Annotated in this window: 22 protein-coding genes and 3 tRNA genes; 7 read left to right on the plus strand and 18 right to left on the minus strand. The window is 59.3% G+C overall.

Going from position 1 to position 21,630, the window contains the following annotated elements; translation table 11 throughout:
- Positions 1 to 26: 26 nt before the first annotated feature.
- The 15 genes from deoD to FHU12_RS18670 all read right to left on the minus strand — a co-directional run bounded on the left by deoD (position 27) and on the right by FHU12_RS18670 (position 14,253).
- Complete coding sequence (gene deoD / locus FHU12_RS18600) at positions 27 to 758, minus strand: purine-nucleoside phosphorylase (RefSeq protein WP_141971063.1); 732 nt, start codon at positions 756 to 758, stop codon at positions 27 to 29.
- A gap of 166 nt (positions 759 to 924) precedes the next feature.
- Positions 925 to 2,148 (minus strand): phosphopentomutase, encoded by a 1,224-nt coding sequence (gene deoB / locus FHU12_RS18605; RefSeq protein ID WP_141971065.1) that lies wholly within the window; start codon positions 2,146 to 2,148, stop codon positions 925 to 927.
- A 193-nt stretch (positions 2,149 to 2,341) separates the two neighbouring features.
- The gene (gene deoA / locus FHU12_RS18610; protein WP_141971066.1) at positions 2,342 to 3,667 is read right to left on the minus strand and encodes a thymidine phosphorylase; all 1,326 of its coding nucleotides are present in this window, start codon (positions 3,665 to 3,667) and stop codon (positions 2,342 to 2,344) included.
- Between the two features lie 66 nt (positions 3,668 to 3,733).
- Entirely contained in the window at positions 3,734 to 4,513 is a 780-nt protein-coding gene (deoC, locus tag FHU12_RS18615; protein ID WP_141971068.1) for a deoxyribose-phosphate aldolase, read from the minus strand.
- A gap of 370 nt (positions 4,514 to 4,883) precedes the next feature.
- Complete coding sequence (locus tag FHU12_RS18620; RefSeq protein WP_038630188.1) at positions 4,884 to 6,161, minus strand: NupC/NupG family nucleoside CNT transporter; 1,278 nt, start codon at positions 6,159 to 6,161, stop codon at positions 4,884 to 4,886.
- A 184-nt stretch (positions 6,162 to 6,345) separates the two neighbouring features.
- On the minus strand, positions 6,346 to 7,128 hold the full coding sequence (locus FHU12_RS18625) for a TatD family hydrolase (RefSeq protein ID WP_141971070.1): 783 nt from the start codon (positions 7,126 to 7,128) through the stop codon (positions 6,346 to 6,348).
- On the minus strand, positions 7,125 to 8,243 hold the full coding sequence (locus FHU12_RS18630) for a patatin-like phospholipase family protein (RefSeq protein WP_141971072.1): 1,119 nt from the start codon (positions 8,241 to 8,243) through the stop codon (positions 7,125 to 7,127). The genes FHU12_RS18625 and FHU12_RS18630 overlap by 4 nt, the downstream gene beginning before the upstream one ends.
- 10 nt (positions 8,244 to 8,253) lie before the next feature.
- The gene (locus FHU12_RS18635; protein WP_060422311.1) at positions 8,254 to 8,439 is read right to left on the minus strand and encodes a CsbD family protein; all 186 of its coding nucleotides are present in this window, start codon (positions 8,437 to 8,439) and stop codon (positions 8,254 to 8,256) included.
- 68 nt (positions 8,440 to 8,507) lie between these two features.
- Positions 8,508 to 8,669, minus strand: coding sequence for a DUF1328 domain-containing protein (locus FHU12_RS18640; protein WP_004857650.1), 162 nt, complete (start codon positions 8,667 to 8,669; stop codon positions 8,508 to 8,510).
- 161 nt (positions 8,670 to 8,830) lie between these two features.
- Positions 8,831 to 9,445: a molecular chaperone OsmY gene (gene osmY, locus FHU12_RS18645; RefSeq protein ID WP_141971074.1), complete on the minus strand. Its 615-nt coding sequence runs from the start codon at positions 9,443 to 9,445 to the stop codon at positions 8,831 to 8,833.
- A gap of 517 nt (positions 9,446 to 9,962) precedes the next feature.
- Positions 9,963 to 11,552, minus strand: coding sequence for a peptide chain release factor 3 (gene prfC, locus FHU12_RS18650; RefSeq protein WP_141971076.1), 1,590 nt, complete (start codon positions 11,550 to 11,552; stop codon positions 9,963 to 9,965).
- A gap of 146 nt (positions 11,553 to 11,698) precedes the next feature.
- Positions 11,699 to 12,964, minus strand: a complete 1,266-nt coding sequence (locus FHU12_RS18655) for a type II toxin-antitoxin system HipA family toxin (RefSeq protein ID WP_141971078.1) — start codon at positions 12,962 to 12,964, stop codon at positions 11,699 to 11,701.
- A gap of 3 nt (positions 12,965 to 12,967) precedes the next feature.
- The gene (gene relB, locus FHU12_RS18660; RefSeq protein ID WP_185742328.1) at positions 12,968 to 13,273 is read right to left on the minus strand and encodes a type II toxin-antitoxin system RelB family anti-toxin; all 306 of its coding nucleotides are present in this window, start codon (positions 13,271 to 13,273) and stop codon (positions 12,968 to 12,970) included.
- A gap of 154 nt (positions 13,274 to 13,427) precedes the next feature.
- Positions 13,428 to 13,871: a ribosomal protein S18-alanine N-acetyltransferase gene (rimI, locus tag FHU12_RS18665; protein ID WP_141971081.1), complete on the minus strand. Its 444-nt coding sequence runs from the start codon at positions 13,869 to 13,871 to the stop codon at positions 13,428 to 13,430.
- Complete coding sequence (locus FHU12_RS18670; protein ID WP_141971082.1) at positions 13,816 to 14,253, minus strand: DNA polymerase III subunit psi; 438 nt, start codon at positions 14,251 to 14,253, stop codon at positions 13,816 to 13,818. Before FHU12_RS18670 ends, rimI begins: the two co-directional genes overlap by 56 nt.
- 146 nt (positions 14,254 to 14,399) lie before the next feature.
- Between FHU12_RS18670 and rsmC the strand changes: the two genes are divergently transcribed.
- Positions 14,400 to 15,440 carry a 16S rRNA (guanine(1207)-N(2))-methyltransferase RsmC gene (gene rsmC, locus FHU12_RS18675; protein WP_141971084.1) on the plus strand — a complete coding sequence of 347 codons (1,041 nt, stop codon included), beginning with the start codon at positions 14,400 to 14,402 and terminating at the stop codon, positions 15,438 to 15,440.
- Between the two features lie 50 nt (positions 15,441 to 15,490).
- Here rsmC and FHU12_RS18680 read toward each other — a convergent pair whose 3' ends face one another.
- Positions 15,491 to 16,483 (minus strand): aldo/keto reductase, encoded by a 993-nt coding sequence (locus FHU12_RS18680; RefSeq protein WP_141971085.1) that lies wholly within the window; start codon positions 16,481 to 16,483, stop codon positions 15,491 to 15,493.
- Positions 16,484 to 16,601: 118 nt separating this feature from the next.
- Between FHU12_RS18680 and FHU12_RS18685 the strand changes: the two genes are divergently transcribed.
- From FHU12_RS18685 to FHU12_RS18700, 4 genes are all read left to right on the plus strand, one after another.
- On the plus strand, positions 16,602 to 17,546 hold the full coding sequence (locus FHU12_RS18685) for a LysR family transcriptional regulator (RefSeq protein ID WP_141971087.1): 945 nt from the start codon (positions 16,602 to 16,604) through the stop codon (positions 17,544 to 17,546).
- Positions 17,547 to 17,618: 72 nt separating this feature from the next.
- Positions 17,619 to 17,705 (plus strand) — tRNA-Leu (locus FHU12_RS18690).
- 36 nt (positions 17,706 to 17,741) lie between these two features.
- Positions 17,742 to 17,828, plus strand: a tRNA-Leu gene (locus FHU12_RS18695).
- Between the two features lie 42 nt (positions 17,829 to 17,870).
- A tRNA-Leu gene (locus FHU12_RS18700) sits at positions 17,871 to 17,957 on the plus strand.
- An 88-nt stretch (positions 17,958 to 18,045) separates the two neighbouring features.
- Here the strand turns inward: FHU12_RS18700 and FHU12_RS18705 are convergent.
- On the minus strand, positions 18,046 to 18,330 hold the full coding sequence (locus tag FHU12_RS18705) for a DUF1435 domain-containing protein (RefSeq protein WP_141971089.1): 285 nt from the start codon (positions 18,328 to 18,330) through the stop codon (positions 18,046 to 18,048).
- A 259-nt stretch (positions 18,331 to 18,589) separates the two neighbouring features.
- Here FHU12_RS18705 and FHU12_RS18710 point away from each other — a divergent pair, with 259 nt between their 5' ends.
- Entirely contained in the window at positions 18,590 to 19,669 is a 1,080-nt protein-coding gene (locus FHU12_RS18710) for a GGDEF domain-containing protein (protein WP_141971090.1), read from the plus strand.
- Positions 19,670 to 19,690: 21 nt separating this feature from the next.
- Here FHU12_RS18710 and FHU12_RS18715 read toward each other — a convergent pair whose 3' ends face one another.
- Entirely contained in the window at positions 19,691 to 20,287 is a 597-nt protein-coding gene (locus FHU12_RS18715) for a TetR/AcrR family transcriptional regulator (RefSeq protein WP_141971092.1), read from the minus strand.
- A 136-nt stretch (positions 20,288 to 20,423) separates the two neighbouring features.
- Between FHU12_RS18715 and FHU12_RS18720 the strand changes: the two genes are divergently transcribed.
- Complete coding sequence (locus tag FHU12_RS18720; RefSeq protein ID WP_141971094.1) at positions 20,424 to 21,620, plus strand: MFS transporter; 1,197 nt, start codon at positions 20,424 to 20,426, stop codon at positions 21,618 to 21,620.
- Positions 21,621 to 21,630 lie beyond the last annotated feature (10 nt).

Consider the following 21,630-nt stretch of genomic DNA (forward strand, 5'->3'; position numbering starts at 1 on the left):
GCGCCATGATGACGCCCGCCGGGGTATTACGCTTTGTCGCCCAGCAGCACGGATTCCAGCGCGATAACGATCATTTCGTTAAAGGTGGTCTGGCGTTCCGCCGCCGTGGTCGCTTCGTGACGCAGGATGTGGTCGGACACGGTGCAGATGGTCAGCGCCTTGCAGCCGAACTCTTCGTACAGCTCCGCCGCCACGCCGTAGATGCCGGCCGCTTCCATTTCCACGCCCAGGATGCCGTACTTCTTCATCACCTGGAACATGTCCGGATCCGGGGTGTAGAACAGATCGGCGGAGAAGATGTTGCCCACGCGCGCCGGGATGCCCTGCGCCGCCGCCGCGTCGACCGCGTTGCGCACCATGTCGAAGTCGGCGATTGCCGCGAAGTCGTTGTCCTTGAAGCGCAGGCGGTTCACCTTGGAGTCGGTGCACGCGCCCATGCCGATCACCACGTCACGCAGTTTGATATCGTCACGCACCGCGCCGCAGGAACCAACGCGAATGATCTTCTTCACGCCGAATTCGGCAATCAGCTCGCGCGCATAGATGGAGCAGGACGGGATGCCCATGCCGTGGCCCATTACGGAGATGCGGCGGCCTTTGTAGGTGCCGGTGAAGCCCAACATGCCGCGCACGTTGTTCACTTCCACTGCGCCTTCCAGGAAGGTTTCGGCGATGTATTTTGCACGCAGCGGATCGCCCGGCATCAGTACTACGTCAGCGAAATCACCCATCTCAGCATTAATGTGCGGCGTAGCCATAATTTTCTTCCTTTAGAAATCTTATTTAATAAAAACGTCAAACATCTAAGCCTTGAATGTCGAGTTGCAGCCAGGCAGCTAGCGGATGAATCCCCAGGAGCTTACTTGAGTAAGTGACTGGGGTTCACGCGTGAAGCTAACAACGCTGCGGCTTGAAAGACAGGGCTTAGAACAGGGTCTTACCGTAATCCATCGGCGACAGGCCAAAGTAATTGGCGACGGTCTGGCCGATGTCGGCAAAGGTCTCGCGGTGGCCCAGCGAGCCCGGCTTCACTTTCGGGCCGTAAACCAGCACCGGGATGTGCTCGCGGGTATGGTCGGTGCCCGGCCAGGTCGGGTCGCAGCCGTGGTCGGCGGTGAAGATGATGATGTCTTCGTCTTTCACCAGCTTCAGCAGCTCCGGCAGGCGGCGATCGAACAGCTCCAGCGCGGCGGCGTAGCCGGCCACGTCACGGCGGTGACCATAGGAGGAATCGAAGTCCACGAAGTTGGTGAACACAATGGTGTTGTCGCCGGCCTTTTCCATTTCAATCAGGGTCGCGTCGAACAGCGCATCGATACCGGTCGCCTTCACCTTCTTGGTGATGCCGACGTTGGCGTAGATGTCGGCGATTTTACCGATCGACACCACTTCGCCGCCCTTCTCGTCCACCAGCTTTTTCAGCACGGTCGGCGCCGGCGGCTCTACCGCCAGATCGTGACGGTTGCCGGTGCGCTGGAAGTTGCCCGGCTTATCGCCGACGAACGGACGCGCAATCACGCGACCGATGTTGTAACCGCCTTCGGTCAGCTCTTCACGTGCGATTTCGCACAGCTCATACAGGCGATCCAGGCCGAAGGTTTCTTCATGGCAGGCGATCTGGAACACCGAGTCAGCGGAGGTGTAGAAAATCGGCTTGCCGGTTTTCATGTGCTCTTCACCCAGCTGATCGAGGATCACGGTGCCGGACGAGTGGCAGTTGCCCAGGTAACCCGGCAGCTTGGCGCGCTCGACCAGCTTGTCCAGCAGCGCCTGCGGGAAGCTGTTGTGCTCTTCCGTGAAGTAGCCCCAGTCGAACAGCACCGGCACGCCGGCGATTTCCCAGTGGCCCGACGGCGTGTCTTTACCGGAAGAGAGCTCGCTGGCGTAAGCGTAAGCGCCGATGATGTCGGCGTTGCGATCCAGCCCCTGCGGGAAGTTGCCGGTGGACTCTTCCGCCGCTTTGCCGAGGCCCAGACGGCTCAGGTTAGGCAGCGTCAGCGGGCCCTGGCGGCCCACGTTGGCCTCACCGCGCGCGCAAACTTCGGCAATGTGGCCCAGGGTGTCGGAACCCTGGTCGCCAAAACGTTCGGCGTCTTCGCTGGCACCGATACCGAAGGAGTCCAATACCATAATAAATGTACGTTTCATTTGTGCTCTCCTGCGTGTTCTCACGCTATTGCGATCGCAAAACTGCAATCGCCCTTATTCTCTAAATTTATACCCAATGGATTTCAAATTGTAGCTAGGCGGCTAGTGCGTGTATCCCCAGGAGCTTACTCAAGTAAGTGACTGGGGTGCACGCGTGCAGCCAACAACGCTACGGCTTGAAAGACGAGGGTTATCACGCTTGAGTGATGCGCTTATACACCACCGGCGTCGCTTCCGGCGCCTTGTCGCTCAGCGTCATTGCGCTGCGCACCGCATCGGCCGCCAGCTGCCAGCTCTCTTCATCGTTGGCGTGGATCATCGCCAGCGGCTGCTGGGCATCCACTTTCTCGCCCAGGCGCGCCACCTCGGTCAGGCCAACGCTGTAATCGATGGCGTCGCTCGCCCGGCGGCGGCCGCCGCCCAGCGAAACCACCGCCATGCCCAGCGCGCGGGTATCCATAGCGCTGATGATGCCCGGGGTTTCAGCATACACCGGCTTGCTCAGCGTTGCCGCCGGCAGATAGCTATCGTAGCGTTCGACGAAGTCTATCGGCCCTTGCTGCGCCGCCACCATGCGGCCAAACACCTCCGCCGCCTTGCCGTTGTCCAGCACCGCCTGCAGTTTGGCGCGCGCGTCGGCCTCGTCTTGCGCCAGGCCGCCGGACAGCAGCATCTCCACGCACAGCGCCAGCGTCACTTCCAGCAGGCGCGGGTTGCGGTATTCGCCGGTCAGGAAGCGCACCGCTTCGCGCACTTCCACCGCGTTGCCGGCGCTGGAGGCCAGCACCTGGTTCATGTCGGTCAGCAGCGCGGTGGTCTTGCAGCCCGCGCCGTTGGCCACGCCGACGATCGCCTGCGCCAAATCTTGCGACAGGGCATAGGTCGGCATAAAGGCGCCGGAGCCAACCTTCACGTCCATCACCAGCGCATCCAGCCCTTCCGCCAGCTTCTTGGCCAGAATAGAGGCGGTGATCAGCGGGATCGAATCCACAGTGGCGGTGATGTCGCGGGTGGCGTAGAAACGTTTGTCCGCCGGCGCCAGCGAGCTGGTCTGGCCGATGATCGCCACGCCGACGTCCTGAATGATTTTGCGGAAGGCGTTATCGTCCGGGAAAATATTGAAGCCCGGAATGGCTTCCAGCTTGTCCAGCGTACCGCCGGTATGTCCCAGGCCGCGGCCGGAGATCATCGGCACATAGCCGCCGCAGGCCGCCACCATCGGGCCAAGCATCAGCGAGGTCACGTCGCCCACGCCGCCGGTCGAATGTTTGTCGACGATCGGGCCGTTCAGCGCCAGACTCTTCCAGTCCAGCACGGTGCCGGAATCGCGCATCGCCATGGTGAGCGCCACGCGCTCCGGCATGCTCATGTCATGGAAATAAATGGTCATCGCCAGCGCGGCGATCTGCCCTTCCGACACCACGTTGTCGCGAATGCCGTTGATGAAAAAGCGGATTTCCGCTTCGCTTAACGGCTGGCCGTCGCGTTTCTTACGAATAATTTCTTGAGCCAGGAACAAGGCATCCCCCTGTGTCGCCGAGAGTCGGTGCAGACGGGCGCGCCTGGCGCCCGCCAACGAAATCGATCAGTAGCCGCCGCCGGCGGTCTGGGTCTGGTGGCCCATCGTGGTCAGCAAGCTGGCCAACAGGCTGGAAGCGCCAAAGCGGAAATGCCGCGCGTCGGCCCAGCCTTCGCCCAGAATACGATCGGCAAGTTGCAGATAATGCAGCGCGTCTTCCGCGGTGCGCACGCCGCCGGCCGGCTTGAAGCCCACCGTCTTCGCCACGCCCATATCGCGGATCACCGACATCATCAGCTCGGCGCTCTCCAAGGTGGCGTTGACCGGCACCTTGCCGGTGGAGGTCTTGATAAAATCCGCACCAGCCTTGATGGCGATCTCGGACGCTTTGCGGATCAGGTCGGCCTGCTTCAGCTCACCGGTTTCGATAATCACTTTCAGCAGCACGTTGGCCGCCTGACAAGCCTGCTTGCACTGTTTCACCAGTTCGAAGCCGATCTGTTCGTTGCCGGCGATCAGCGCGCGGTAAGGGAACACCACGTCCACTTCATCCGCACCATAGGCGATGGCCGCGCGGGTTTCCGCCAGCGCGATGTCGATATCGTCGTTGCCATGCGGGAAGTTGGTCACGGTGGCGATACGGATGTCCGGCGTGCCTTGCTCACGCAACGCCTTGCGCGCTACCGGGATAAAACGCGGATAGATGCAGATGGCCGCCGTGTGGCCGGCCGGGCTGTTGGCCTGACGACAGAGGGCGATCACTTTCTCGTCGGTGTCATCATCATTCAGCGTGGTTAAATCCATCAGGTTCAGCGCACGTTGCGCTGCTGCGGTTAATTCGGTCATAAAACTCTCCAACTGAGTACCTGGGTGTTGGCGAGCGGACTTGGTTCCATGAAGATAGCGCTGGGGAACGCCGTTCCCGCGGCGGCAACTGAGATCCTTCTCACCGCACATGGCCACCCGCCTTGCGGCCGGCCAGTAATAGCTATTTGAACACGAATGCCGAGGGCGATTCGCGTTCATCATCACACTATATGAAATAGCACTGTAACAGACCGGAATTATATGTGAAGAGCATCACAAAATAACGCGATATCGTTCACAAATTCGCTAAAGAAGCGGCTGAAGATCGCGGGTGCGGCAAGCACCCGCGTTGCTTAGAGTATAGGCAGAGTCCCGCGATCGGTCGCGCCGTCGCGGGCTCAGGGATGGCTTACAGCGCCAGGAAGAAACCGGCGATGGTGGCGCTCATCAGGTTGGACAGCGTGCCCGCCGCCACGGCCTTCAGACCGAAGCGCGCGATGTCATGGCGACGGTTGGGCGCCATGCTCCCCAAACCGCCCAGCAGGATCGCCACCGAAGAGAGGTTGGCGAAACCGCACAGCGCAAAGGAGATGATCGCCTTGGTATGCGTCGACAGCACCTGCAGGCCTTCCGCCGCCACCACGTCGTCCGGGCGCAGATAGGCGCCGAAGTTCATGTAGGCGACGAACTCGTTGACGATGATCTTCTGGCCGATAAACGAACCGGCGGTCATCGCTTCGCTCCACGGCACGCCGATCAGGAAGGCGATCGGTGAGAACACCCAACCGAGGATCAGTTCAAGCGACAGCTGCGGATAATCGAACCAGCCGCCGATACCGCCGAGAATGCCGTTAAGCAAGGCGATCAGCGCGATAAACGCCAACAGCATCGCACCGACGTTCAGCGCCAGCTGCATGCCGGAGGCTGCGCCGGAAGCCGCCGCGTCGATCACGTTGGCCGGACGCTCTTCTTCGGCGATCAGTTTCATCGCATCGTCTTTATCGTGGGTCTGCTCGGTTTCCGGCACCATCAGCTTGGCGAACAGCAGCCCGCCCGGCGCGGCCATGAAGGACGCGGCGATCAGGTATTCCAGCGGCACGCCCATCTGCGCGTACCCCGCCAATACCGAACCGGCTACCGAGGCCAGGCCGCCGCACATCACGGCGAACAATTCTGACTGGCTCATGGTGGCGATATACGGGCGCACCACCAGCGGCGCTTCGGTCTGGCCAACGAAAATGTTGGCGGTCGCCGACAGCGATTCGGTGCGCGAGGTACCCAGCAGCTTGTGCAAACCGCCGCCCAGAACGCGGATCACCAACTGCATGATGCCGAGGTAGTACAGCACCGCAATCAGCGAGGAGAAGAACACGATCACCGGCAGAACGCGCAGCGCGAACACGAAGCCGCCGCCGCCGAACACCTCGAACATCTTGTCGGACACCAGCCCGCCAAAAATGAACGAAATGCCCTGATTGCCGTAGGCGATAACGTTTGCCACACCGTTAGACATACTGCCGAGGATGCTGCGGCCCAGCGGCACATACAGTACCAGCGCGCCGATGCCGATCTGAATGATGAACGCCCACACGACGGTGCGCAGTTTGATGGCCCGGCGGTTGCTGGAGAGCAGCACCGCAATGGCGATCAGCACCGCCATGCCGACCAGACTCATGATGAGTTGCATGCAAAGTTTCCCTGTTGCAAAAAATAAAGTACATCCCTGCTCATGAAGAGAGGTCTGCTATTGGAGTGTTTCGGGGGGGATTATACTGAGCGAGGTCACCCTCGCACCGATTTATGTCACAAATGTATACAACGAGACGCAAATGAAAATCTTATAACGTGACGCAAGTCACGTTATGTTGACCTCAATTTGGCATGGCGAACAGCGTTTGGGTATTGCGTTGCAGGTGGGCGGCGATCTCGTCAGCCGGTTCCGGCCGCAGTTCACACAGCGTCTGAAACACCTCGGCGGCGCGTTCGGGGCGATTCGGCTGCCCCTGATAGCCGGCCAGCGGCATGTCCGGCGCATCGGTCTCCAGCAGCAGCGCCTCGAGCGGCAACTGCGCCATCACGCCGCGCGTTTTCTGCGCCCGCTCATAGGTGATGGTGCCGCCCACGCCGATGTAATAGCCGAGGCGGATAAAGGCCTGCGCCTGCGACAGGCTGCCGGCGAAGCCGTGCACCACGCCGCGACGCGGCAGCTGCATGCGCCGCAGCGCCGCGGCCAGCTGATCGTGGGTGCGGCGCGAATGCAGGATCACCGGCAGGTCATGCCGTTTCGCCAGCTTCAGCTGGGCCAGCAGCACGCTTTGCTGGCGCTCGAACTGTGGGTTGTCCATATACAGATCGAGCCCGATCTCCCCCACCGCCACCAGCTTGTGCGGCCGTTCGGCCAACAGCGCCGCCAGCTGTTCCAGCTGCGGCTCATGATGCTGCGCGATATACAGCGGGTGCAGCCCCAGCGCGGCGAACAGCGGCGCGTGATCCTGCGCCAGCCGCAGCACCCGGGCGAAGCGATCGGCGGTGACCGTCGGGACGATGATGCGCTGCACGCCGGCGCTTGCCGCCCGCGTCAGGCTCTCGGTCTCATGCCCGGTAAAGGGCGGAAAATCGAAATGGCAGTGAGTATCGGTGAAGGCGTAACTCACAGCGCCCCCCCTTCACCCGGCGGCAAATCACCCGGCAGAATGATCTTCGGCGCCGCTACCGCGGCCTCCGGCTGCGCGCCCAGATCGGACGGCATGACGATATCGGTCACGATCGGCGAAGGCATTCTGACGTTCTCCGGCTGGATCAGGCGGCGCGACAGCGCTTTTTTCACCTTCATGCCGTCCGGCTCCGGCTGCGCCATCCACTGGCCGACGGTGGCCAGGAAGTAGCGGCCGCAGCGGCGTCCCAGGTGATAATCCTGATTGAGCGACCCCAGTCGGCTGCCCAACGCATTGCTGGCCAGCGGCTTCGGCGGAAAGATTTCGAAGATACGCAGCTTGCCCGGCGGCTTCTCGATAAAGCGCTGGATGCGGTGATAGCTTTGCTCGTGATGCTGCAGGATGCGCACCATCTGCTGCAGGCTGCTGTCGCTCAGCCAGTGCTCCATGCGCTTCATCCACTGCGGGGTGTAGTACATCTGCGAAGGCACGGTGCGGATCACCACGATGGTGTCGGCGCCACGGCGATAGGCCTCTTCCACCGGAATAGCATCGCTGATGCCGCCGTCCTGATAGCTGACGCCGTCCAACTCTACGCCCTGGCGATAAAAACCGGGAATGGCGCTGGACGCTTTAATGGCCGGCAGCCAGCGTTCGCGCTGCGCCGGCAGATAGGTCGGCTCAAAGTCATCGCTGCGGCAGGCGCACAGCAGGAATTCTCGCCCGTCGGTAAAGTGCTGTTCCGCCACGTCCATCGCCAGCGGCATCTGCGCCGCTGCCGTATCGACCAACCAATCGAGATCGATGAGATGCCCGCCGCGCACAAAGCGCAGCGGATTGAAGAATTGGGCAGAAGTGGTGTAACGGGTGATCACCCGACGTGCGTAACCCACCTGCCCGCAGATATAGGCGGACAGATTCTGGGCACCGGCCGACGTGCCGATCAGCAGATCGAAAGGGTTAAAGCCCGCACGCTGAAACTCGTCCAGCACGCCGGCGGTGAAAATGCCGCGCTGGCCGCCACCTTCGCAGACCAGCGCCATCTTGCCTGGCCGAAAGGGTTTAGACGACAGCGGTTCTATATTGCCGAGCGTGATGGGTATTCTGTATCCCAACTTGGCATCCTCAGTGAGACGTTTTCTCCGAGGATACCGCGTCTCGCTCTCTTCCGTAATCCTCTTGCAGTACGCCGGCGAGGAAATCATTGCTGCCGGCCAGCCAGGCATAATCGCTGCCGGACCATTCTGCCCACGCCTGCCATACCTGGCCTTTCAGCTGTTTCCAGCGCCCGACGATGATGTCGCTGTTCATGGCCGGCCCTCCCCGACGTGAGAAAAGGAGTTAAGCTTTGTTACAGTTTACGGGAAAATGCCTGCCGGCTAAGGGCGCCGGCGGCCGGTGAACAGGCTGACCAGGAACAGGATGATGCCGACAACGAACACGATTTTAGCCGCCCAGGCAGCGGTGCCCGCCAACGAACCGAACCCCAGCGCCGCAGCGATAAGCGCGATGACTAAAAAGATAATGCCCCAACGAAACATAAGCTTCTCCTTACCATTGTGAAAAAATTCGCTGCCATCTACCACCCCAACAACGGGACGTCGACGGCAAATCAGTTTCTTTTTTTGGTGTTACATGCCGGGCCGCCTTCACGGCCCGACAGATGCGGCTTGTTGTTGCTTGTTACGGGCGCCTGGCGGAATTACTGCTTGACCACCAGGTCGTTTTTCACGCTTTTCACGCCGTCGATGGCCTTGGCGATGCTTTCGGCACGTTCAGACTGCGCCTGCGTTTTCACCTCACCGGAAAGCTGCACCACACCATCGGTGGTTTCCACTTTCACATTGCGCGACGGCACGATGTCATCGGCCAGCAGCTTGGCTTTCAGCTCGCTGGTGGTGGCGGTGTCGCCGGCATACGATTTGATCGATTGGTTGGCTTCATCTTTCACATGCAGCTTGTCGCTGACGGTCTTGACGCCTTCCACCTTACCGGCGACCGCGACCGCATGCTCCGCCTGCGCCTGGCTGCCGACGAACCCGCTCAGGGTCACGGTGCCTTTTTCGGTTTTCACCGAAATGTCAGTGCTTTTGATGCTCTTATCGTCCACCAACGCACTTTTAACTTTAGCCGTTATCGCGCTGTCATCCATGTAACCGTCAACTTTTTTCATGGAGCTATCGATTTTGGCACCGGCACTATCCGCGGCGTTAGACGCCTTGTTGAGCAGACTGTCTTCGGCCAGCGCACTGCCGCTTACCAAAACAGAACCCAATACGACAGCCATCAGCGAGTGTGCAAATTTGGTCTTTTTCATCGATCTCTTCCTTTTGTTGGGGGCCCGCAGCGCCAGAGCGCCGGAACCCTGCGGCCACCTTCACGCGGCCTTCTCGGTAAATACTTCATCATCGCTATACGATTAAGCGTTCACGACAGGAGTATTGCAACGGCCGTGCCAACTCAAAAAACACTTTAAAAATCAAAGAAAAAAATCCATAAGTCGTATTTTTAGCCAAAAAACTGTCGCTTATTGGCGACAGGCTAAGTTACACAAAACTGAAATATAGCTATCTCATTGATATTTAAAGACACTGACTGTCTCCTATCGGCAACACATCAGAATAACTCACCAAACAAATAGCGTATTGCAGTGATTTACTCTCAAGCAATGTGCGGACATCTCGTTAAAGATAGACCATCAGACGGAAAACGCAGGCCGAACGAACATCGCCTGGCGATAACGGTTCGCAGGATAAAATATGAGGAAGATTTATTAATTAGCGCAGTGAGGTTAGGAGAAGCATGCAGGGCGCACTGGGCGCCCTGCAGAATTATCAGTGTTCGCGGGTTTTGCGGAAGGTCACGTCAGGATAGCGTTCCTGCGTCAGGTTGAGGTTCACCATGGTCGGCGCGATGTAGGACAGGTTGTCCCCCCCGTCCAGTGCCAGGTTGAGCTCGTTCTTGCGCTTGAACTCTTCGAACTTCTTCACATCGCCGCACTCGACCCAACGCGCGGTCGACACGTTGACCGACTCGTACAACGCTTCCACGTTGTACTCGCTCTTCAACCGCGCCACCACCACGTCGAACTGCAGCACACCGACTGCGCCGACGATCAGATCGTTGTTGGCAATCGGGCGGAACACCTGCACCGCGCCCTCTTCGGACAGCTGTACCAGCCCCTTCAGCAGCTGTTTCTGCTTCAGCGGATCGCGCAGGCGAATGCGGCGGAACAGTTCCGGCGCGAAGTTCGGGATGCCGGTGAACTTCATGTCTTCACCCTGGGTGAAGGTATCGCCGATCTGAATGGTGCCGTGGTTGTGCAGGCCGATGATGTCGCCCGGGTAGGCTTCTTCCACGTGCGAACGGTCGCCGGCCATAAAGGTCAGCGCGTCGGAGATCACCACGTCTTTGCCGGTGCGCACCTGGCGCAGCTTCATGCCCTTCTCGTAGCGGCCGGACACCACGCGCATAAAGGCCACGCGGTCGCGGTGTTTCGGATCCATGTTGGCCTGGATCTTGAACACGAAGCCGGTGAATTTCTCCTCCGCCGCTGTCACTTCACGGGTGTCGGTTTTACGCGGCATCGGCGCCGGCGCCCAGGCCACCAGGCCGTCCAGCATGTGATCCACGCCGAAGTTACCGAGTGCGGTACCGAAGAACACCGGGGTCAGCTCGCCGCTCAGGAAGGCCTCCTGATCGAACTCGTGGGAAGCGCCCTGCACCAGCTCCAGCTCATCGCGCAGCTGCGCCGCCAGATCTTCACCCACCGCCGCATCCAGCTCCGGGTTGTTCAGGCCTTTGACGATGCGCACTTCCTGGATGGTGTGGCCTTTACCGGTCTGGTACAGGTAAGTTTCATCCTTGTACAGGTGGTAAACGCCCTTGAACAGCTTGCCGCAGCCGATCGGCCAGGTGATAGGCGAGCAGGCGATCTTCAGTTCGCGCTCGACTTCATCCATCACTTCCATCGGATCGCGGATGTCGCGGTCCAGTTTGTTCATGAAGGTCAGGATCGGCGTGTCGCGCAGACGGGTAACTTCCATCAGCTTACGGGTACGATCCTCAACGCCCTTGGCGGCGTCGATCACCATCAGACAGCAGTCGACGGCGGTCAGGGTGCGATAAGTATCTTCGGAGAAGTCTTCGTGCCCCGGGGTGTCCAGCAGGTTGACCAGGCTGTCGCGGTACGGGAACTGCATCACGGAGGTGGTGATCGAGATCCCACGCTGCTTTTCCATTTCCATCCAGTCGGATTTGGCGTGCTGGCTGGAGCCACGGCCTTTTACCGTACCGGCGGTCTGGATCGCCTGTCCGAACAGCAGCACTTTTTCGGTAATGGTGGTTTTACCGGCATCGGGGTGCGAGATGATGGCGAAAGTTCTTCTTTTGGAGACTTCGCGGGCAAATTCACTAGGAGACATGGTTTTCAGGTTCTACGGTTAGTCCGCCCTGCGACATCATCAGAACGCGCCGATCGCGGCGCCGGGCAAAGCGGTGAATAAAAGATAACAGCCGGGCATTTTCGCCGATTTGCCAACCGGTGACAATCAATGGATCCGATTTCCCGCTAACGCAGGCGGAAATCGGGAGACAAAGCGGCCCAATGCCGGCGCAATACCGATTTGTGATCGTCCGCCATAGGCAGCTCTTCCAATAAGGCCGGCCACAAATTTCGCGCCTTGTCGATGGCATCCACCAGGTGCACCCGTATCGCAGACCAGGGAATATCGACCCGCTCAGCCCAGCGCTCGAAGGTTTGCATTGAGATCCTATCCCAGCGCTTTTCCTTCGCCATATTGAGCGCAGCCTCAGACTCACCAGGAATATAAGCCAACGTAGTGACGATGTCATAAGCGGGAGAAAGCCGGATATCAGTCTGGTTTGGATAGAACATGGACCAATTTTTTACGTGCGCATCGCCATTGGCGAGCAAAATATTCGCCAACAGACGGCGCGCCATTTGCTGCACATCCGCTAAAGATTCACTGCCATACTCATAGAGATAAGCCGCTATTTGATCGTAATTTTTGCCGCGATATTTATCGTGCGCGTAAATCTCGAATATCTGGGCAAAATCTTCTGCATGCACTCGCCCGCTTTCGCTGCGGTCAAAACGACGGATGGCATAAGCATAGGGTTCATCCGCCAAGCGAATATCAGGCAAGTGTTCAAGTCGTGTCAGTTCAACCAGCTCAATATCAGGAATATCCACGCCGATGGCTTGCGCCAAACGCATTGCCGTATATTCATTTTCAGGGAGATGACGATGAACCGTTGAAGGCGTTTTAATGATCCAGCTATCAGCGCCCACCTGAGAAGAAATGTTGAAGCGACCCTCTTTACGCACAGAGGAAAATTTCATTTGTACCCCTGCCAGAGAAAACTTTTGCGCCTCCATCCCAACATCAATTTGCACGGCTTCCAACTCGCCGCGCGACGTTAACGCCCAGGCGGGTATGTCACTGGCAGCCAGCGGCCGTGCTTCAAGCGCTCCCGGCAAGTTTCCACCGGCCCAGGCAATTAAAGGAAACTCCTCATTCACATGGGCTTTCAATGACTGAGCCACCCAAGCGCGCAGTGCGCCTTCGGGCAACAAGTTGGATAAAACGGGCGGCAGACGCTGCGATGACTGTAAAACTTGCTCAAGATACCCCGCGTGCGCCTTCTGCCTGAGCGTAAACAAAGGACGAACACGCTCCGGCAAAGCGAGGTAGTGTGGATCAAACGTCAGGATGTTTCTGCCGCCGCTGTAATGCGCCAGCACGCCAACACGCACGCCATGCAATATCAAGGCTAATGCCTGTACCGATTCAACCTGTCGCAGCCCTTTCATCAGCTAGTCCTCGAGATCTTTCAGTTTTTTTTCAAAACCCTGCGGCTTACCGACTTCCGGTGCGCTACTCACTTCCTGTTGCAGCAGGCACTCCACATCACGGGCAGACTTTTTTGGCACGATGACATATTCCAAATTCATCGCCGCCAATATGCGTAGCAACGTGCTTACCCGCATATCGCTCCCCGCTTCAATACGCTGGTATTGCTGTTGGGTCATGCCAATCTTCATTAAAAAGTCTTTTTGACTCCAACCCAGCTCACTGCGTTTTTCTTTCAGCAACGCTGATACTTCGGATAATTTTCTCATCCGCGCCTCCAAACAACGCATTGATTGTCTCACCAGCAATAAACAACAAATTAGTTGTCTAGACAGTGAAAAACAACTTTTTTGATGTAAATTAATGAAGAAACAACTTTTTAGTTGTAAAAGGGAATGCAAACAATAAACAGGATGTTTTAGATTACGCCAGCGGCAGCGCCATCACGATCGCGTCTTCGCGGCCGTGGACGCTCGGGTAATAATTGCGGCGCACGGTGACCTCGTTGAAACCGAGATCTTCATACAGTGCGATCGCCGCCTGGTTGGAAGCGCGCACCTCCAGCCACAGCGTAACCACGCCGCGGCTCTCCAGCTGTTCGATCACCGCGTTGAGCAGCAGGCGGCCAAAGCCCCGGCGCTGATACTGCGGATGAATGGCGATGTTGAACAGCGTGGCTTCGTCCAGCACGATCTGCGTGATGGCGAACCCCGCCATCGCCCCGTCGGCGCTCAGCTTCAGGTTAAGGTAGCGATCGCCCTGATTGCTGGCGAAGGTGGTTTCCGTCCAGGGAAAAGCGTGGCTGGCTTGCTCAATGGTGAAGGCCGTGGCCAGATCGGCCGCCGTCAGGGTAGAAATCGTGTTCATGATGACAAATCTGCTGCCAGAGGGCGCGTTTGGCCCCCGCGTCTTGGGAAAGCTCGGCCAGCGCCGGGCTGTGTAGCTGCGCGCCGGCGACCGCAAGCGGTTCCGCCACGCCCAGCCGCCAACTGTTGCATGCGGTCTCTTCAGACAGCATCGCCGCCTGTTCCGGTGTCAGGCTGTAAGTTTGCGCCGGCGTCAGCCCCAGGCTGCGCAGCACGTCGCAAAACAGCGGATCGTCGGGTGCGGGCAGCGTCTGCGCCACCACCAGCAGGCGCGCCTCGGGCGGCAGACTGACCGCCACTTCGCCCTGCAACACGCTCGGGCGGCGCAATGTCCACTGCGTAATACCCAGTTGTTGTAACAGCCAGTCGCGTTTTGATGCCATGCCGATTCCTACCCGTTGTGGTGCGCCATGCCTGCCATGCGCCGCGCTATGCTAACAAACCCGCGCAGCCCGCGCCAACAAACCCGTCGAACATATCGCCACAAAGCTCTATAATCCCCGGTCTCATTTCCAGGAGCCAATATCTGATGTCTGCATTAACCCCCGCCAGTGAAGTCATGCTGCGCCACAGTGATGAATTTATCGAACGCCGCGTGCTGTTTGCCGGCGACCTGCAGGACAGCCTGCCGGCCCAATTCGAGGCCGCGGACGTGCGCGTCCACACTCAGCATTACCATCACTGGCAGTTACTGAACCGGACGATGGGCGATAACGTGCAGTTCGGTTTGACCGTCGATCCCGCTTTCGTCGCCGACTGCGACACGCTGGTTTACTACTGGCCGAAGAGCAAGCAGGAAGCGCAATTCCAGCTGTGCAACATCCTGGCGCTGTTGCCGGTAGGCGTGGACGTGTTCGTGGTCGGTGAAAACCGCAGCGGCGTGCGCAGCGCCGAGCCAACGCTGGAAGGCCACGTTGCGCTGGTGAAAATCGACAGCGCGCGCCGCTGTGGCCTGTATCACGGCCGCCTGGACGCGCAGACCGAATTCGACCTGAACGACTGGTGGGACAGCTATCAGCTGCACGATCTGGAAGTGAAAACGCTGCCGGGCGTGTTCAGCCGCGACGGCCTGGACGTCGGCAGCTCACTGCTGCTGTCGACGCTGGAAAAACACATGAAAGGCAAGGTGCTGGACATCGGCTGCGGCGCCGGCGTGATGGCCTCGGTGATGGCCAAGCTGTCGCCGAAGGTGAAACTGACCCTCAGTGACGTCAACGCCGCCGCGGTGGAGTCCAGCCGCGCGACGCTGGCCGCCAACGGCATCGAAGGCGAAGTGATCGTCAGCAACGTTTACTCCGACATCACCGGCCGTTTCGACATGATCATCTCCAACCCGCCGTTCCACGACGGGCTGCAGACCAGCCTGACCGCTGCCGAGACCCTGATCCGCGGCGCGGTGAAGCACCTGCCGATCGGCGGCCGGCTGCGCATCGTCGCCAACGCCTTCCTGCCGTACCCGGACATTCTGGACGCCACCTTCGGCAGCCACGAAGTGCTGGCGCAGAACGGCCGCTTCAAGGTGTATCAGGCCACCGTCGGCCGCCCGCCGCGCGCGCCGAAGAAGAAATAATTCGCCGTTGGCGGAAAACGACAGAGCGCGGCCGGAGGCCGCGCTTTTTTTTAGCCGTTGATATAGGTCATCGACTCGGCGCCGTAGCGTTCGCCGGCCGCCGCACTCAGTGGGAACACCGCTTCGATCGCCGCCAGCTCGGCCGCGCTCAGCGTTATCTCCGCCGCCGCGACGTTCTCTTCCAGATAGCGACGGCGTTTGGTGCCGGGGATCGGCACGATGTGCTCACCCTGCGCCAACACCCAGGCCAGCGCCAGCTGTGAAGGCTTGACGCCCTTCTGCGCCGCCAGCTCCCCCAACTTCTCCACCAGCGCCAGGTTGCGGGCGAAGTTTTCCCCCTGGAAACGCGGGTTGCCGCGGCGGAAATCGTCCTCGGCCAGATCCTCCGGCCGCCGGATAGCGCCGGTGAGGAAACCGCGCCCTAACGGGCTGTAAGGCACAAAACCGATCCCCAGTCGCTCACAGGCCGCCAGCACGCCCTGCTCGGCGTCGCGCGTCCACAGCGAATACTCGGTCTGCAGCGCCGTGATCGGATGTACCTTGTGCGCCCGCTCCAGCGTGGCCACCGACGCCTCGCTCAGGCCGATATGGCGGATCTTGCCTTCGCGGATCAGATCCGCCATCGTGCCGATGACGTCTTCGATCGGCACCTGCGGATCGACCCGGTGCTGATAATAAAGATCGATCTCCTCCACGCCCAAGCGCCGCAGGCTGCCCTCGACGGAGCGCCGGATATACTCGGGGCGGCTGCTGACGCCGCGCGCCGAAGGATCCGCCGGATCGCGCAGGATGCCGAACTTAGTGGCCAGGAACACCTGTTGCCGTTTGCCTTTGATCGCTTCCCCCACCAGCTCTTCGTTGGTGTGCGGGCCATACATGTCGGCGGTGTCGAGCAGCGTGACGCCCAGCTCCAGCGCCCGGTGCAGCGTGGCGATGGCTTCTTGCCTATCGGCGCCGGTGGAGTAGAAGTCGCTCATGCCCATGCATCCCAGCCCCAGGGCGGAGACGACGGGACCGTGGGAACCCAGTTTACGTTGTTGCATTGTGCTGCCCTCATGCGGTGAATGGATAACGCAGCAAAGTCTGGTTGTTTACGCTACAAAGATAAATAATGCAGATTGCACATCACTGTTCCAAAATCACCAACAATCCGGAGTGGACATGGATCAGGTTCAAGCCATGCGCATTTTTACCCGCATCGTCGAACTGGGCAGCTTCAGTCGGGCGGCCGAACGGCTGCAGCTGCCGCGCGCCACGGTCAGCAACGCGTTAAAACGGCTGGAGCAGCGGCTTGGCGTGCGCCTGCTGATCCGCACCACCCGCCAGGTGCAGGTGACCAGCGAAGGCAGCCTCTACTATCAACGCTGCGTGCAGCTGCTGGGGGCGCTGGAGGAGGCGGACACGCTGTTCAGCCACCATAAGCTGCAACCGTCCGGCAAGGTGCGCATCGACATGCCCCATTCGCTGGCGCGCCAGATCGTCATTCCGGCGTTGGGCGACTTTTACCGGCGTTACCCCGACATCACCCTGGCGCTGGGCGCCAACGACACCCACGTCGATCTGTTGCGAGAAGGCGTTGACTGCGTGCTGCGCGCCTGGGAAACCGAAGACGACAGCCTGGTGGCGCGGCGCATCGCCCAGTTGCCGCAGGTCACCTGCGCTTCCCCCGCTTACCTGCAGGCCTGCGGCACGCCGCTCGACATCGATAGCCTGCAGCCGCATCGCGCGGTGGGGTATTTCTCCCTGGCCAGCAACCGCGATTATCCGCTGGAATTCTGCCGCGGCGGCAAGGTGGAACGGCGCGAACTCCCCGCCCGGCTGAGCATCAGCGGCGCCGACGCCTACATCGCCGGCGCGCGGGCCGGCATGGGATTGATTCAGGCGGCGCGCTATTCGCTTGCCCCCTGGCTGAAACGGGGCGAACTGGTGGAAGTGTTGGCGGACACGCCGCCCCCGCCGATGCCGATTTACATCATGTATCCGCCCGGCCGTTTCCTGGCGCCACGGGTCAGGGTGTTGATTGATTGGCTGATTTGGCTGTTTGACCAGCAGAAAAGCGGCGATATGGCTGTTTTTCCAGCAAACGCCCGCAAAGCGGGGAAATAACTGTTGACGTGTCCGCCAAAATCTCTAGAATTCGCCTCCGTGGTAACGTTACTCCGGTAATGTTTCTGGTACGCGAAGGTGGCGGAATTGGTAGACGCGCTAGCTTCAGGTGTTAGTGTCCTTACGGACGTGAGGGTTCAAGTCCCTCTCTTCGCACCAAATAACCACATGATTTATATTGCACTCAGCATCGATGCGAAGGTGGCGGAATTGGTAGACGCGCTAGCTTCAGGTGTTAGTGTTCTTACGGACGTGAGGGTTCAAGTCCCTCTCTTCGCACCAAGCTGGCGACGTAATATAAATCAAAGCAACAACATCGACTGTGCGAAGGTGGCGGAATTGGTAGACGCGCTAGCTTCAGGTGTTAGTGTCCTTACGGACGTGAGGGTTCAAGTCCCTCTCTTCGCACCAATTGATGATCTCTCCGGTAGTGTCCTCGAAAAAATCCCAACGCATTGATGAACAACACGCCTAAGCGTGGTTTTGCCGTTTCCGGCGTTTACGTGAAGCTGAAGTTGAGGCTGATTGCCGCCAGGCCGCCCGCCAGCGCCATGCAGGAAGGCAGCAGCAGATAGTGGCGCAGCCGGCTGTTGAACAGCATCACCAGCGTCGCCAACATCGCTATCACAATCAGGGTGCGTAACTGCATCATATTCAGATCGATCAAGGCCAACAGCGGCATCAGCGCGCACGGCAGCAAAACGCCCCAGGCGCTGGCCAAGCGATCGCCGAGGCACCAGCTGACGCCCCACAGTCCACACGCGGCAATCATGGCAGTAAGCATGACAACCCCCTTTAAGTGATAATGATAACCAATATCATATAACACTTTTTTGGCCGCCGCATCATTTTCACTGCGGTGACCAAACCCAGATGACACCAGCATGAAAAAATGATAATTTGACATAAGAAAATTCCTAGTCCTGTTTGCATGATAATAATCACAATCCTCAACCATGCAATTCAAGTGGATATTCGCGCCAAAGGAATGCTTCTCAACCTTAATTATTCGACAGAACGACTTTGCAAAGAGTGACCTCCGTATGAACGCCCGTTCTTATCAGGAATTACTGAACAGCAAGCAGCGCCTGGCATTATTTCTTTTTCTGGTGATGAATGCCGCCTCTTCCGTATTTACGTTATTGTTCCCTTTTAGGGATACGCCCGCATTTACCCTACCTTTATTATGTATACCGCTATTTTGTCTGGCGACGGCGCTATTTTCCCTGCAAACGCCGCGGAAATACTTGTGCAAACTCAACCTGTTTTCCAGCGTGCTTGGCCTGCTGTGGGCCGCACATATTTACGTTAAAAGTCAATATTGCTTGCCGAATAACCAAGATTTTTTATTAATTAGTTTGTTCAGCATCTTTTTTATCAGCGCTATTTCTCTGACGGATAACTTTACCGCCTTTTGTTTACACGCCGTGCCTTCCGCAATGGTGATCCTGGCTTTAGACGGCATGCATAATACCCTGCGGATATTATTCACCACGCTATTACCTATTATCGCTTTCTCCATTCATCACCTGATGTTGAAACGCAGTGAAATCTTTACCCACGCGCTGGTGGCCAACCTGTATAACGAGCGGGACAAATTCAATAATTTGAGCATGCTCGATCCCCTGACCGGCCTTTATAACCGCCGCGGGCTGGAAAATAAGATCAATATGCTGCTCGAACCGCAAACCGGCCGCCACTACGTGCTGCTGCTGGATATCGACCACTTCAAGGTCTACAACGACAGCTACGGCCACGCCATGGGCGACCGGGCGCTGGTGCAGGTGGCGGTCGCCATTCGCGATGCGGTACGTTCGCGCGACATCGTGGTGCGCTACGGCGGAGAAGAGTTTTTGGTACTGCTGACCAACGTGCACGAAGGCTACGCGGCGCAGCTGGCCGAACGGGTTCGCCAGCGGGTGGCGGAACTGAACATCCCGCACGGCGCCAGCCCGCAACACAGCGACACGCTGACGCTCAGTGCCGGCATCTCGGCCCTGGAAAAACTGGACGTCGAATCGGCGATCGGCGCAGCCGACGCCGCGCTCTATCTGGCGAAGCACAGCGGCCGCAACAATATCCAGCTGGCGCAAAACGTCCAGCCTGCGGCCATTCACCCTTAAGCCGGCGGCCGGTATTGAAACTCAGGCGGCGGTGAAACGCAGTCCGTTCAGCAACAGGTTCAAACTGGCCAAGGCCTGCTCCAGCGCGGCGTCTTTTTCCGGGTGATGGGCGACCCACAGCGCGGCATCCATCAGGCCGCCATTGAGCAAATGCGCCAGCGATTCCGGCTCGGCGACGGCGATGCGCCGCTGTGCCATCAACGCCTGCAATGCGCCCGTCATCCAGACAATGCACGCCAGCTTGCTGGCCTGCAGATATTCGGCCCCCAGCACCGAAGGTGAATCGCGCAACAGAATGCGCTGCGCTTGCGGCTCCGTCATCATGATCAAATACCCGCGACAACGCGCCGCAAACGCCTCCCAGTCATCCGCCGCACTCGCGGTAATGTCGGCCAGACGCGCATCCATTTCAGCGTCAATCGCCTTCACCACCGCCAGGAACAACCCCTTTTTATCGCCAAAATGGTGATAGAGCGCGCCGCGCGTCATGCCGGCTTGCGCGGTAAGTTCATCCATCACCGTCTCGGCATACCCCACGCTGCCAAACTGTCGGCGGGCCGCCGCCACCAGCTTTTGTCGGGTTTCTTCAATCATTTCGGTGCGCGCTTTACGTGCCATGGGTCCACTCCGCCTCGTTATTGATGACGTTATAATTGACATACGCCATGTATGTCAATTAACGTAACATACGTGGCGTATGTCAATGATGGACATTGAGCGAATACCTAGCCGCCAACATTCCGGAGCCCTTTCCATGGCAAATCCTTATTTCAAACTGTTCAACGCCCCGGGCAGCAAGGCGTTTTCCTCTGCCGGTCTAATCGCGCGCCTGCCGGTCTCGATGACCGGTATCGGCATCATCACCATGCTCTCGCAGGTACGCGGGTCCTATTGGTTGGCGGGCGCGGTGGCAGCGACGTTCGCCTTTTCCATGGCGCTGCTTGCGCCGCAAATCGCGCGCGCGGCGGATCGTCACGGCCAAAGCCGCGTGTTGCCGTATGCCACCGGGATCAGCGCGATCGCCCTGCTGCTGCTGTTGCTCTGCACCCACTATCGGGCACCGGACTGGACGCTGTTTGTCTTCGCCGCGCTCGCGGGCGGCATGCCCAGCATCTCCGCGATGGTCAGGGCCCGCTGGAGCGAAATTTATCGCGGCACGCCACAGCTGCACACGGCATTTTCATTCGAGTCCGTATTGGACGAGGTGGCCTTTATCGTCGGCCCACCGATCGCCGTGGGGCTTAGCGTTTCACTCTTCCCAGAGGCCGGCCCTCTGGTGGCCGCGCTGCTTCTGGTGGCGGGCGTTGCGGCATTCGCCGCGCAAAAAAGCACCCAGCCCCCGGTTTACGCCCACAATAACCAGCGGCAGCGCGCCATCCTGACCATGCCGTCGATGCAGATCCTGGTGCTGGCGCTGATCGCCCTCGGCACCATCGTCGGCACCGTGGACGTCATCAGCGTGGCCTTCGCCGAGCAGCAAGGGCAGCCGGCCGCCGCCAGCATCGTACTGTCGGTTTACGCGTTCGGCTCCTGCCTGGCCGGGCTGATTTTCGGCGCAATGAAGATCCCCGTCCCCTTGCCTCGTCTGTTCTTATACGCGGCGTTCGCCACCGCTTTCACCACCTTGCCGCTGCTGTGGGTGCACAATGTCTTGACGCTGGCGGCGGCGATGTTTGTCGCCGGATTGTTTTTTGCGCCGACCATGATCGTTGCCATGGGGCTGGTTGAAAACATCGTGCCGCCCTCCCGGCTGACGGAGGGGTTGACCTGGATGGTCACCGGCCTGGGGATAGGCGTGGCGCTCGGCGCCGCATTGGCGGGCCTGGCGATCGATGCCATAGGGATAACGGCCGGCTTCAGCATCACGCTCACCGCCGGACTGATCGTATTGCTGGTGGCGGCCGGCGGCTACCGCTTAATGCGGCGAACGCTGGCCTTGAAAGCGGCGTGAATCGCCCGCG

Origin of the sequence: Serratia marcescens (genome assembly GCF_006715005.1) — a bacterium.
Classification (GTDB): Bacteria; Pseudomonadota; Gammaproteobacteria; order Enterobacterales; family Enterobacteriaceae; genus Serratia; species Serratia montpellierensis.

Coding starts and splice junctions, on each gene's coding strand:
- deoD (WP_141971063.1), bottom strand. CDS start 758: ATGGCTACGCCGCACATTAATGCTGAGATGGGTGATTTCGCTGACGTA.
- deoB (WP_141971065.1), bottom strand. CDS start 2,148: ATGAAACGTACATTTATTATGGTATTGGACTCCTTCGGTATCGGTGCC.
- deoC (WP_141971068.1), bottom strand. CDS start 4,513: ATGACCGAATTAACCGCAGCAGCGCAACGTGCGCTGAACCTGATGGAT.
- FHU12_RS18620 (WP_038630188.1), bottom strand. CDS start 6,161: ATGCAACTCATCATGAGTCTGGTCGGCATGGCGGTGCTGATCGCCATT.
- FHU12_RS18635 (WP_060422311.1), bottom strand. CDS start 8,439: ATGAACAGCGACATCATCGTCGGGCGCTGGAAACAGCTGAAAGGCCAG.
- FHU12_RS18640 (WP_004857650.1), bottom strand. CDS start 8,669: ATGTTTCGTTGGGGCATTATCTTTTTAGTCATCGCGCTTATCGCTGCG.
- osmY (WP_141971074.1), bottom strand. CDS start 9,445: ATGAAAAAGACCAAATTTGCACACTCGCTGATGGCTGTCGTATTGGGT.
- prfC (WP_141971076.1), bottom strand. CDS start 11,552: ATGTCTCCTAGTGAATTTGCCCGCGAAGTCTCCAAAAGAAGAACTTTC.
- FHU12_RS18655 (WP_141971078.1), bottom strand. CDS start 12,964: ATGAAAGGGCTGCGACAGGTTGAATCGGTACAGGCATTAGCCTTGATA.
- relB (WP_185742328.1), bottom strand. CDS start 13,273: ATGAGAAAATTATCCGAAGTATCAGCGTTGCTGAAAGAAAAACGCAGT.
- rimI (WP_141971081.1), bottom strand. CDS start 13,871: ATGAACACGATTTCTACCCTGACGGCGGCCGATCTGGCCACGGCCTTC.
- FHU12_RS18670 (WP_141971082.1), bottom strand. CDS start 14,253: ATGGCATCAAAACGCGACTGGCTGTTACAACAACTGGGTATTACGCAG.
- rsmC (WP_141971084.1), top strand. CDS start 14,400: ATGTCTGCATTAACCCCCGCCAGTGAAGTCATGCTGCGCCACAGTGAT.
- FHU12_RS18680 (WP_141971085.1), bottom strand. CDS start 16,483: ATGCAACAACGTAAACTGGGTTCCCACGGTCCCGTCGTCTCCGCCCTG.
- FHU12_RS18685 (WP_141971087.1), top strand. CDS start 16,602: ATGGATCAGGTTCAAGCCATGCGCATTTTTACCCGCATCGTCGAACTG.
- FHU12_RS18705 (WP_141971089.1), bottom strand. CDS start 18,330: ATGCTTACTGCCATGATTGCCGCGTGTGGACTGTGGGGCGTCAGCTGG.
- FHU12_RS18710 (WP_141971090.1), top strand. CDS start 18,590: ATGAACGCCCGTTCTTATCAGGAATTACTGAACAGCAAGCAGCGCCTG.
- FHU12_RS18715 (WP_141971092.1), bottom strand. CDS start 20,287: ATGGCACGTAAAGCGCGCACCGAAATGATTGAAGAAACCCGACAAAAG.
- FHU12_RS18720 (WP_141971094.1), top strand. CDS start 20,424: ATGGCAAATCCTTATTTCAAACTGTTCAACGCCCCGGGCAGCAAGGCG.